This window comes from Vibrio sp. K4, from assembly GCF_051122595.1.
Taxonomy (GTDB): domain Bacteria; phylum Pseudomonadota; class Gammaproteobacteria; order Enterobacterales; family Vibrionaceae; genus Vibrio; species Vibrio owensii.
In genome coordinates, this window is record NZ_CP178578.1 from 2,014,124 (window position 1) to 2,026,353 (window position 12,230).

Sequence of the window (12,230 nt, forward strand, 5' to 3'; positions counted from 1 at the left end):
GTTATTGGGTTTGATCTTTTTGTTATAACCGTTGTTATAGCCCTTGCTCTTTTGCCATCTTCATAGCGATCTGCGGCGCATTCCAAAGTGACGGTAACAGTATTAATGACACTGGAACGGCCGTAATAACGATGAAAGATTGCAGGGCTGATATACCGCCAGAGCCAAGTGAGATGAGAATCAACGCCGTGATACCCATAGCCACGCCCCAGAAGGTACGAATAATCGCGTTTGGTTCTGTCTCACCACTGATCACAACACTGATGGTGTACGTCATTGAGTCACCGGTGGTAACGATGAAGATGGTGGTCAAAATCAAGAACAAGATGGAAACCAACATTGGCATCGGCAGTTGTTGAGTCACTGCGAGTAACGCGCCCGGTAAGTTGAAGCCTTCAAATGCTGCGCTCACACTGCCCGGATTGGCAATTTCAAACGCTAGGCCAGAGCCACCAACAATGGTGAACCAAAAACACGTGGTAAGCGGAGCAACAATGCTGATCGTCGAGATGATTTGACGAATGCTGCGACCGCGAGAGATACGTGCAATGAAGATTGCCATCATCGGTCCGTAGCCCAAGAACCAGCCCCAGAAGAATACTGTCCACCAGCTCAGCCAACCTTCATCACCACGATAGGTTGCCATTGGGATGAAGTTATCCAACATGCTGCCCACGCCTTGAATGTAACCATTGAAGATAAAATCTGTCGGGCCAAAGAGAAGGATGTAAGCCATCAATACCAGCGCAAGAATCACGTTGTAGCGACTCAGCATTTGCATGCCGCGGTTTAAGCCACTTAAAGCAGATACGGTGTACAACACAATCGCAAATAAGATGATCATCAACTGTGTGGTAAAGCCATCTGGGATATCAAACAGCGCATTTAACGCGTAGCTAACCTGTAAACCTAAGAAGCCAATCGGTCCAATGGTTCCTGCCGCTACGGCGATGATGCAACATGCGTCAATCAATGCGCCTGTTTGACCTTTTAGCGCGCGCTCACCCAATACTGGATATAGCAAGATGCGAGGTTTTAACGGTAGCCCTTTATCATAGTGTAAATGCATGACTACGATAGACGTTAAGCTGCCAACGATTGCCCACGCTAGAAAACCCCAGTGCATGAAAGATTGCGATAGCGCGTTCACTGCGCCTTGCTGAGGATTGTCTTGCGGACCATACAAAGGTGGAGGACTCACGTAGTGCGCGATAGGCTCTGCCGCCGCCCAAAATACGCCACCGCCAGCTAAAAGCGTACAGAAGATGATTGCCATCCAACGAAAACCATCCATTTCAGGCTTCGTTGTTCCGCCTAAAATCACCTTGCCTGTTCGCCCTGCAGCCAAGCCAAGACCAATAAGAAAAGTGAGAAGAAGCAGTATCTGCCAGTACGGACCGAAGACTTTGACTGACCACGCAAATCCCGTATTAACTAACGTTGATAGCAACTCTCCATCGTAAAGCGCGATAGCGACGAATAAGGCAATAAAGCCGCCGCTATACCAAAGTGCCGGGTTACTTAACCCTAACTTATCCGGTGAATTTTCCGTTGCTGAAGTGTCGTTGTGTTTTGCTTGGTGCTTCTTTGATGACACGCTCATCGTTGAAGCTTTCATGCTATTGGTTAGATCAGACATACTCTGACTCCAGAGGTTTATTGCAGCTGCCATAACGGCTACAAAAAGTGACTTTAACACTCGCCTTGTTATTATTTTTTGAGCGAGCTATTCCATGTTTATTTGGGTTACGACCTAGCTCGCCTCCAGCCCTTCTTTAAGGAAGTTAAACCAGTTCTCACCCAGGATTTTTCCTGCCTCGGATTCACTGAATCCATGACGCATTAAGCCGTTGTAAATGTTCTCCATCCCTTTACTGCCACTAAACCAAGGCAACGCATCAGGCCAACCAGAGTTGTTCGCTGAGCCTTCGCCATAATCCATTGCTTTGGACCAACGACCGTTGCGCATCCACTCAAGCACTTGCTGTGGTTGGTTTAAACAAAGATCACTGCCGATGCCTAAATGATCCACACCGAACAGGTCAGCCGTCTTCGCGACCATTTGGCAGAAATCCTCTAGCGTGCATTGGCTCCCGTTTGGAAGATGGAATGGGTAAAGACTAAAGCCAATCAAGCCACCACGTTCGGTAAGCGCTTTAATGACGTTGTTCGATTTGTTGCGCAGAGCATCATGAGCAAACGTTGGGTTCGCGTGACTAATACAAATGGGACGTGAAGAAAGGTCTATTGCTTCCAACGTTGAGCGCTCAGCGCTGTGGGACATATCGATGATCATCCCGACACGGTTCATCTCTTCGATGGCTTGTTTACCAAAACGCGTGACACCAGAGTCGTTCTGCTCATAGCACCCTGTCGCCAGCAAGCTTTGGTTGTTATAGGTCAGCTGCATAATCAGCAAACCTTGACGGCGCATGACTTCTATTAAGCCGATTTCATCGTCAATTGGAGAGCAATTCTGCGCACCAAAAAAGACGCCGACCTTACCCTCAGCCTTTGCTTTCTCGACGTCAGCCATCGAGTAAATAGGCATAATCAGATCTGCATTTTGTTCGAATCTCAGGTTCCATTCGGCAAAGCGAGTTAAGGTTTCTCGTGCATTTTCGTGATAAACGATCGTTGCATGTACAGCCGTAATACCGCTCGCCTTCAGCGTTTGGAAGTATTCTCGATCCCAATTGCAGTACTGCAATCCATCAATCACAATCCGTTGTTGGTACATAACCACTCCTTAAACGTTAATGAGCCTTTAAGGGTGGGCAGCGGAATCCTCGGCTGCCCTATTTCACTTAGTAAGGACGTTGATAAGCGGTTTTCACCACGGTGTAGAATTCTTTTGCGTATTGACCTTGCTCGCGTGGACCAAAGCTCGACTCTTTACGACCACCAAACGGCACGTGGTAATCCGTTCCTGCGGTTGGTAGGTTGACCATGACACAGCCAGTTTGAGCTTGTTGTTTGAAGATGGCGCTATTACGTAGGCTTTGCGTGATGATGCCGCCCGTCAAACCAAAGCGAGTATCGTTTACTACTGCAATGGCTTCGTCCAAGTCAGAAACTCGAATCACGCTTGCCATCGGCGCAAACACTTCTTCTTGGTTCACTTCCCAACTGTTTTGCGTATTAAGGAAAAGGGTTGGCGACATGTAGAAGCCTTCATGTTCTAAGTTCAAACGCTCGCCACCGAACGCTAACTCCGCACCACTTTGACGTGCTTTCTCGATCCATTCGAAGTTGGCATTCAATTGGTTTCCATCCACAACGGGTCCCATGAAAACGCCTTCTTCTAATGCGTGGCCGACTTTAAGCTCGCTCATTCGTTTGATCAGTGCTTCCACGTAAGCATCATGAATTCCATCCATGACGACTAAGCGAGAAGACGCGGTACACTTCTGACCTGCGCCAGAGAAAGAGCCTGCAATGGTCGCTTCAACTGCAATTTGAATGTCTGCATCATCAGCAACCACAAGTGCGTTCTTACTGCCCATTTCTAGCTGGCAGCGCACAAAATTCGGTGCCGTTGCTGCCGCTACTTTACGTCCGGTATCAACAGAGCCAGTAAAGCTCACACCATTTACATCTTTCGAGTTGATAAGCGTGTTACCCACTTGCGAGCCACTGCCCAACACAAGGTTGAACGTGCCTGCTGGTAATCCTTGACGATGAATAATCTCAGTCAGTGCAACCGCACTAGCAGGTGTTAGGTTAGCGGGCTTCCATACTACGCTGTTGCCGAACGCAAGTGCTGGCGCGATTTTCCATGCAGCCGTAGCGGTTGGGAAGTTCCAAGGAGAGATGATGGCGATAACGCCGACGGCTTCACGAGTGACCTCAACGGAAACGCCTGGACGGACAGAAGCTGCGTTATCGCCAATTTGACGCAGCACTTCCGCCGCGAAGTATTGGAAGAATTGACCAGCACGGTAGATTTCACCGCGACCTTCGGCAAAAGGCTTACCTTCTTCACGTGAAAGCAGCGTGCCAAGCTCATCACAACGAGCAATCAGCTCATCGCCAATCGCCTGCAATACCGCTTGTTTACGCTCAATTGGCGTTTTTTCCCACTCTGGCTGTGCGACTTTGGCAGCTTGAATGGCTTGCTCTACTTGACCTTCACTCGCCTGAGCAAAATCGCCTAAGTTCTCACTGATGTCTGAAGGGTTAATGTTCGCAACCGTATTAATACCAGATAGCCATTCGCCTGCAATGTAGAGAGATTTCTCTGCTTGAACATTATTGATAAAAGTCATTGCTCTGTCCTTATTCTTCCTGACGTCTGGTGATCGCCACCAGCTCACTGATCTCACTGACAAAGCCCGATAATGAGGCTTTGATTATTATTCTTTACTCTGGCTGACTCGCTGATGCATAAACCACAAACTCTACCAGCATCTCTTCACGAGCTAGCCCTGCCACAACCATAGCGGCGCGATTAGGGTAAGGCGCTTCAAAATACTCAGCGTAGACTTGGTTAACCGTTTTTAAGTACTCACGATCCGTAACATAAATCAGCACCTGCAGAACAGAATCTAAAGACTCCCCTGCACACTCCAACGTGTGAACGAGATTATTAAAGGTTTGACGAGTCTGGGCTTCGATACCGCCTTCCACGACAGCACCTGTATCATCAATCGGGATTTGCGCGGTGTATAACGTGCCATTGTTAACAATTGCCCATTCCAGCGGCGCTTTAGAGGCAAACAATGCGGTTTTGACTGGGTATTTTTTCGTAGAAGTATTCACGTGCCTTTCAACCTTTGTAACAACCTTGTTTCAAGATGGTTAAATACTGCACATTGACAGGCGATAAATCGAACGGTAAATTTTTTACATTTGATAAGAAAAATCTATCACCTTATTAAAACTAAGGTAAATAAAGGGATTGCAGAGGTTTCGCCATGAGTATCAAGCTTCAACAATTAAAGCATTTTGTGATGGTGGTCGAGGAAGGTGGTTTTAGAGCAGCGTCACATCGAGCGAACCGTTCTCAGGCTGCGCTGTCAACGTCAATCAAAGAACTGGAAAAAATACTCGGTCAAACTCTATTTGAGCCGGGCAACAAATCCAAACTCACTCCATTCGGTGAGATCTGCTTGCCTAAGATCATTCAGTTTCTCAACATCTATAACGCCCTTGATAACGATCTAAAAGCCGCCGCCGCAGGACAACAAGGTCGAGTACGCATCGCAAGCGTCCCTTCTGTAGCTGCCAAGTTGATTCCTAGCGTGCTCGGCGCATTCTGCGAACAGCACCCAAACGTAGAAGTCAGCTTGATTGATGATAACGCCGCTGGGGTTGAAGCGCGCTTGTTATCAGGTGAAGTAGATTTGGCGTTAGGTAACCCATCACATTTAGATGAAGGCGGTATCGAGTTTACCCCGTTAATCTCTGACCCCATTGGCGTGGTGTGTTTGAAGGACAACCCTATCGCTCAGCATCCAGAAGGGATTGAGTGGCAAACGCTGTTAGAACAACCTTTTATTCGAAACGGAACTTGCACCCTACTTGATCCCACGCCTGCACGCGCGCTAAGTGAACAAGCTTTGTATTCCGTGGAGAACATTACGTCTTTGTTCTCCGTTCTTGAGCTCGGTATTGGTGTCACCACCTTGCCAAAATTAGCGTTCCCGACCAACGAAACTCGACTGGTTTGGATTCCGCTGATCGATCCACCTTTGGAGAGACAAGTAGGTATCTTTACTCTGACGGATAGAACCATTTCTCCTCAGGCAAAAGCGTTTCATGATTTATGCATTCACTACTTGAACTACCAAGAAGAAGTCGAAACTGCGTAGGCATAACTCACAACTAAAAAGCCCCTGACACGTTAAGCATCAGGGGCTTTCTGAAATTTCATGCATCAGAACACGTTACTTTCTGCGCTTGTAAACCACACAGAAGTTGCCACGCTTGGTACGACACTTAGAGCAGCGTTCGCAGTCCACTTCAGCACGGTTACCGTCTTTCCAGCGCTTGATCAATTGTGGCTCTGCCAATAACGGACGAGAAAGCGCGAAGAATTGAATCTTGGTGTTTTCAGCCAAGTCTTCGATCGCACAGAAGTCATTTAAGCCACCTACGGTAATCACAGGTACGTTCACATCTTGGCTGATCACTTGACCGTATTCATGGAAGTAGCCTTCTTCTTGTAGCGTGTAACCATCGAACGATTCACCTACCATGGTGCTTGCGTTGCCATGAATGTTACCCGATACGATGATCGCATCCACGCCCACTTCTTCTAGCTTCTTACAAACAATGCGCGTTTCATCGAACGTCAAACCACCATCGAAGAACTCCGTTGCTGTCAGTTTCACCAGAATTGGGAAGTCATCACCAACTAGCTTGCGTGTTTCGGCATAGATCTCCATAAGGAAACGCATGCGGTTCTCAAGGCTACCACCGTATTGATCTTCGCGACGGTTGTAGTATGGGCTTAGGAACTGGTTGATCAAGTACGTGTGCGCCGCGTGAATTTCTACACCATCAAAGCCAGAATCTTGCGCACGCTTGCTCGCTAGCGCAAATGCTTTAACGATGTAGTCGATCTCATCTTGAGTCATCGCTTTGCCTTCCGTTTTGGTGCCGCGTTCTGGCACTTCACTTGGAGCAAAAATCACACGCTCACCAACGTTGAATGTCGTTTTTGTACCGCCATAAGCGATCTGCATAACGATCTTAGAGTCATGCTCATGAACAAGGTCAGTCAGCTTTTTGTATTCATCGATGAAAGAGTCGTTGTAGATCCCCATCATGCCTGCGTTCGGTTTCTCTTCTTCTACGATGTTCGCATAACCAGTAACGATCAGGCCCACTTCACCTTTGGCAAGTTCTTCATAAATGTCGTACAGCTTCTCGGTCATGTGACCGTCTTCTGTCGCCATATTTTCCCACGTTGCACTACGTACAAAGCGGTTCTTTAGTGTCATGTTGCCAATGCGGGCTTCTGAAAACAAAATGCTCAAGTCCAGTCCTCTTATAATCTGTCTTTTTAGTTCTATACATCACTACCGAACAGGAACGAAAAAGGAACAGCGATACACAAAGCATGGCTGTTCCTTCTCTGAATTTCTGTTCAGTGCGATGAGCGACGCGAACCTTACCGCCGAAACTGCGGCAAAACTTTAATCTGGATTAAGATTTGGTGAGATAGATCACCGATTCCGCATTCATTGGTTTTGTTCTCATCACTACTACTGATGTCATCAATCGTTAACTCAGATTTACTTTCCTTTAATGAATAAACGGCAGTGGAATCAACTCTAAACCAAGCACGCCGCTGATGCTCATTACGACCAATAACGACACCTTAAACACCGCTTTGGACCATTGGATGTAGTTGTTGTAATTCACTTTTTGGAATGTCACCCGTGTCCACATAAAGCACACTGCCGCCGAGACCGCTAAATACTCGTACCCAGCTTTACCCAACATAAACAACCCAATAGCAACCACCCCAAAAGCCACCACGTACGCCTTCATATGTTGATGTGCTTTGGTAATGCCCTCTTTAACGGGAAGAACAGGAATGCCTGCATCGCGGTAATCTTGCATGCGGAACATGGCAATCGCGTAAGAGTGCGGCATCTGCCAGAGGCAAAACATGATGAAGAGTAAAATCGCTTCTAAGCTGATGTAGTTCGTCACCGCAAGGTAACCCACCAGCGGAGGAACCGCGCCAGAAATGCTGCCGACTAAGGTTCCATAGACCGAATTTCGCTTGTACCACATGGTGTAGAAGAAGACGTAAAACACGTAACCCAAGAGTACAACCACAGCGGAGAGCGGATTCACCAATTGGAACAATAACGCTGTGCCGTTAAGCAGCAATACCAAACCGTAAACAAACGCCGCGTCGATGTTGATGTTTCCCATCACCAATTCACGGTTTTGCGTGCGCTTCATTTTTTGGTCGATATCGCGGTCGAAAATGTTGTTCACCACGCATCCTGATGCAATCACAAGCCCCACGCCAACTAACGTTGTCAGCAACAACAGAAAGTTAGCGGGTTCTGATTTTGCGGCGAGGAAGAACCCCGCCGCAACAGAAATCAGGTTGCCGAAAATGATGCCCGGTTTAGTAATAGACAAATAACTTTTCAGCATACCCTAGCCTACAACTTCATGTTGACGTTCATGTTGTAGATGATCCAGATCGAGCCAGCGATCAGAATCAACACAACAATGGCGGTAAACATCAGTGACACCACGTTCCACTGACCTTCTGACGTTTTCACTTCCATGTGCAAGAAGTACTTAAAGTGCACGAAGATCTGCACAATCGCACAACCAAATAACACGGCATAAGTCGCGGTATCTGGCAGCACTTGCGCCCACACACAGTAGAAAGGAATCACGGTCAGGATCAGAGACGCAATAAAGCCTTTTATGTAATCAGAGGCACCTGTATCTAGATGTTGTTCCATTACATAACCCCCAATAAGTAAACGATGGTGAATACACAAATCCAAACGATGTCTAGGAAGTGCCAGAACAAGCTCAAGCACTGGAATCGCATCGACATGTTATCGTTCAAGCCTTTGGTGGACAGTTGGTGGTAGCATACGGCTAGCCAGATCAAACCAAAGGTTACGTGCAGACCGTGTGTTCCAACCAAAGTGAAAAACGCCGACAAGAATGCACTTTCTTGTGGACCGTAGCCTTCAACAATCAGGTGATGGAACTCGTACACTTCCATCCCGATAAAGCCGGCACCAAGTAAGAAGGTCACTTTTAACCAACGCTTTAACCCTGCAACGTCTTTGCGCTTCATCGCAATCATGCCGAAGCCAAACGTGATACTACTGAACAGCAGCAACATGGTTTCTACAAACACGAACGGCAGTTCGAAAATGTCTTTACCAGTTGGACCCGCAATAGATCCGCTTTCTAGTACTGCGTAAGTCGCGAACAAGGTCGCAAACAATACACAGTCACTCATTAGGTAAATCCAGAAACCAAACAGCTTAATGCCAGCAGAATCATGGTGATGATCGTGGTCGTGAACCGCAACATTAGCTTGCATAGGTCACCTCCAGATCGTCTTTCTTATCGTTGTCTTTCACTTCGTTTTTCTTCGCTTCTTCAAGTTGAGCTCGACGCTCCGCTTCAATCGCTTTGATTTCTTCTACTTCAACGTAGTAATCCACGTCATCGTTATAGTTGTGCTGGATACACGTCACGATAATGCCAACAAAGCTTGCTGCTGCTAGCCACCAGATGTACCAAATCATCGCGAAGCCAAATACCAACGCCCATGCAGAAACATAAATACCTGTTGGTGTGTTCTTCGGCATGTGAATACGTTCGTATTCCACTTCTTTGGTTGGGTCGAATTCGCCACTCTGCTTTTGGTACCAGAACGCGTCTAGCACATCACCTTTTGGTAGGTGCGCAAAGTTGTAGAACGGCGGTGGTGAAGACGTCGCCCACTCAAAGGTACGACCGCCCCATGGGTCACCCGTTAGGTCACGGTTTTGTTCGCGGTCACGAACACTCACGTAGATTTGGATGAACTGACAAGCCACGCCAAGCGCAATCACTGCCGTACCTGCTGCGGCAACTGCCAACAGTGGGAAGTACTCTGGGTTAAGGTCTTGGCTTAGACGACGCGTCATGCCCATAAAGCCCAGTGCATAAAGCGGTAGGAACGCCATTAAGAAGCCAACAATCCAGCAAATGAATGCACGTTTGCCCCATGTTTCGTTCATGGTGAAACCCGTCGCTTTCGGGAACCAGTAAGTGATTGCCGCGAAACAACCAAATACCACACCACCAATGATTACGTTATGGAAGTGCGCAATCAGGAACACGGAGTTGTGCAGAACAAAGTCCGCGCCCGGTACTGCCATTAGTACGCCCGTCATACCACCTACAGAGAAGGTAATCAGGAAGCCAACCGTCCACATCATCGGCGTGGTAAAGCGGATTCGGCCTTTGTACATGGTGAATAGCCAGTTGAAGATCTTCACTCCGGTCGGGATGGAGATAATCATGGTGGCGATGCCGAAGAACGCATTCACATTCGCACCTGAGCCCATGGTGAAGAAGTGATGCAGCCAAACGACGAACGCCAAAATCGTAATAACGATGGTCGCCCATACTAGCGAGGTGTAACCGAACAGCTTCTTGCGTGAGAAGGTTGCTGTTACTTCAGAGAAGACACCAAAGATCGGCAAGATCAGGATGTACACTTCTGGGTGACCCCATGCCCAAATCAGGTTGACGTACATCATTACGTTGCCGCCAAGGTCATTGGTGAAGAAGTGCGTACCGATGTAGCGATCCAACGTTAGTAGCGCGATGGTTACGGTTAGGATTGGGAATGAAATGATGATTAGGATATTGGCACACAGGGAAGCCCACGTGAACACTGGCATCTTCATCATTGGCATAGACGGCGTACGCATGCGCAAAATAGTTGCAAAGAAGTTCACGCCCGTCAGCGTGGTACCGACACCAGATATTTGCAGCGCCCATATCCAATAATCCACCCCAACTCCGGGGCTTGCCTCAATACCAGACAGCGGCGGATACGCCAACCAACCAGTACGACCAAACTCACCTAAGCCAAGTGACATGTTAGTGAGGATCACACCCACAACAAAAAGCCAGAAACTCAGGTTGTTTAGGTAAGGGAATGCCACATCGCGCGCACCAATTTGCAGCGGTACGATGATGTTCATCAAACCAATCACCAACGGCATCGCCACGAAGAAAATCATGATTACGCCATGGGCAGTAAAGATTTGATCGTAGTGATGTGGTGGTAAATAACCGCTCTCGCCTGCTGCAGAAAGCAGTTGTTGGCTACGCATCATGACCGCATCAGCAAAGCCACGAATCAACATCACCATTGCCACGGCGATGTACATAAAGCCTAGTTTTTTGTGGTCTACCGAAGTAAACCATTCATTCCATAAGTATTGCCACTTACCCGCTTTGGTTATCGCCGCAACGACAGCCAAACCAACGATCGCGATCACCGCTAGAGTGACGACAATAATCGGCTCGTGATAAGGGATTGATTCAAGTGTTAATCTTCCAAACATTGCGATTATCCTAGATTTTCCGGCAAACAGTTCATTGAACCCGGATGCTGGGTCACGACGTCGGTGAACAAAAATGGTGGAATACTAGAGAACATCTTCACAGGCTCCGCCACCGTTGGTGATGCAAGCGCACGGAATTGCTCCCAGTCTTCGATTCGATCAGGGCTGGCTTTCACTTGCTGTACCCAATTCAGGAATGCAGTGCGATCTTCCATTGCTGCTGCGGTAAATTTCATCTGCGAGAAGCCCTTACCGCTGTAGTTAGAAGCAAAGCCTTTGTAATCCCCTGTGTGGTTCGCAATCAGATTTAACTTGGTCACCATGCCTGGCATCGCGTAAATCTGAGTACCGAGACGCGGGATAAAGAACGCGTTCATGATGTTGTCTGAGGTCAGTTTGAACTGAACCGGAACATCTTTCGGAAACGCCACATAGTTCACTGTCGCAATGTTCTCTTCTGGGTAGATGAACAGCCATTTCCAGTCGAGTGACACCACCTCAATGGTGATGGGTTTGACGTCACTTGCGATGGGCTTGGATGGCTCTAACTCGTGAGTAGAACGCCAAGTGATGGTTGCCAAAATCGCGATGATGATGATTGGAATCGTCCACACCACCACTTCGATCTTGGTCGAGTGCGCCCACTCTGGAGCGTATTCCTCGCCAGTGTTCGACTCTCGGTAGCGGTAAGCAAAATAGATTGTCATTAAAATCACGGGGATCACGACAATCAGCATCAGTAAAAGCGCTGTAATGATCAGTTCTTTTTCCTGAACGCCAATACTACCTTTCGGGTCAAGTAGAGCAGAGTTACACCCCGAAAGCATAAGAATGGTTCCTGCCAAACTTATCCTCGCTAAGATGCGTTTGTATCTTGAAGCTTCCATTAACTTTCTCGATGGTTAGCCAACAACAGAGCAAGCCCTGCGATTGGTTGTCTTGGTCATTAGAATATTTTTGTGTTGAGCTTGTGCAGCAATGGACTTCTTGGTGGGAGGTATCAAGTTGCTTGATGGTTAAAACCACACTCACAACGTGAGTTTATTGTTACACTTTGAAATACATTGTTACATTCGAGCGCATTATGCGGAGGAAAAAAGGAAAGCTCATTAGCCACAGATGGAAACTAACGTTCCATTTATGAAAGCTAATATTGATAAA

Annotated in this window: 11 protein-coding genes; 1 reads left to right on the plus strand and 10 read right to left on the minus strand. The window is 47.6% G+C overall.

Annotated elements, in window-relative coordinates; translation table 11 throughout:
- Positions 1-34: 34 nt before the first annotated feature.
- The 4 genes from ACLIIY_RS26540 to ACLIIY_RS26555 all read right to left on the minus strand — a co-directional run bounded on the left by ACLIIY_RS26540 (position 35) and on the right by ACLIIY_RS26555 (position 4,761).
- Positions 35-1,603, minus strand: a complete 1,569-nt coding sequence (locus tag ACLIIY_RS26540; RefSeq protein ID WP_434529529.1) for a BCCT family transporter — start codon at positions 1,601-1,603, stop codon at positions 35-37.
- Positions 1,604-1,753: 150 nt separating this feature from the next.
- The gene (locus ACLIIY_RS26545) at positions 1,754-2,740 is read right to left on the minus strand and encodes a membrane dipeptidase (protein WP_054823830.1); all 987 of its coding nucleotides are present in this window, start codon (positions 2,738-2,740) and stop codon (positions 1,754-1,756) included.
- 67 nt (positions 2,741-2,807) lie between these two features.
- Positions 2,808-4,268, minus strand: coding sequence for an aldehyde dehydrogenase family protein (locus ACLIIY_RS26550; RefSeq protein ID WP_434528861.1), 1,461 nt, complete (start codon positions 4,266-4,268; stop codon positions 2,808-2,810).
- A gap of 94 nt (positions 4,269-4,362) precedes the next feature.
- Positions 4,363-4,761 (minus strand): RidA family protein, encoded by a 399-nt coding sequence (locus ACLIIY_RS26555; RefSeq protein WP_009704646.1) that lies wholly within the window; start codon positions 4,759-4,761, stop codon positions 4,363-4,365.
- 155 nt (positions 4,762-4,916) lie between these two features.
- On the opposite strand from ACLIIY_RS26555, the gene ACLIIY_RS26560 reads away from it, so the two are divergent.
- Complete coding sequence (locus ACLIIY_RS26560) at positions 4,917-5,813, plus strand: LysR family transcriptional regulator (RefSeq protein ID WP_009704647.1); 897 nt, start codon at positions 4,917-4,919, stop codon at positions 5,811-5,813.
- Positions 5,814-5,888: 75 nt separating this feature from the next.
- Here ACLIIY_RS26560 and ACLIIY_RS26565 read toward each other — a convergent pair whose 3' ends face one another.
- From ACLIIY_RS26565 to cyoA, 6 genes are all read right to left on the minus strand, one after another.
- Entirely contained in the window at positions 5,889-6,983 is a 1,095-nt protein-coding gene (locus ACLIIY_RS26565; RefSeq protein ID WP_208444700.1) for an NADH:flavin oxidoreductase, read from the minus strand.
- A gap of 268 nt (positions 6,984-7,251) precedes the next feature.
- Positions 7,252-8,124, minus strand: coding sequence for a heme o synthase (cyoE, locus tag ACLIIY_RS26570; RefSeq protein ID WP_434528862.1), 873 nt, complete (start codon positions 8,122-8,124; stop codon positions 7,252-7,254).
- 8 nt (positions 8,125-8,132) lie between these two features.
- Positions 8,133-8,444, minus strand: coding sequence for a cytochrome o ubiquinol oxidase subunit IV (gene cyoD / locus ACLIIY_RS26575; RefSeq protein WP_434528863.1), 312 nt, complete (start codon positions 8,442-8,444; stop codon positions 8,133-8,135).
- Positions 8,444-9,043: a cytochrome o ubiquinol oxidase subunit III gene (cyoC, locus tag ACLIIY_RS26580; RefSeq protein WP_005451611.1), complete on the minus strand. Its 600-nt coding sequence runs from the start codon at positions 9,041-9,043 to the stop codon at positions 8,444-8,446. Before cyoC ends, cyoD begins: the two co-directional genes overlap by 1 nt.
- Positions 9,033-11,069, minus strand: coding sequence for a cytochrome o ubiquinol oxidase subunit I (gene cyoB, locus ACLIIY_RS26585; RefSeq protein ID WP_434528864.1), 2,037 nt, complete (start codon positions 11,067-11,069; stop codon positions 9,033-9,035). Before cyoB ends, cyoC begins: the two co-directional genes overlap by 11 nt.
- A 5-nt stretch (positions 11,070-11,074) precedes the next feature.
- The gene (cyoA, locus tag ACLIIY_RS26590; RefSeq protein WP_078609229.1) at positions 11,075-11,956 is read right to left on the minus strand and encodes a ubiquinol oxidase subunit II; all 882 of its coding nucleotides are present in this window, start codon (positions 11,954-11,956) and stop codon (positions 11,075-11,077) included.
- Positions 11,957-12,230: the final 274 nt, after the last annotated feature.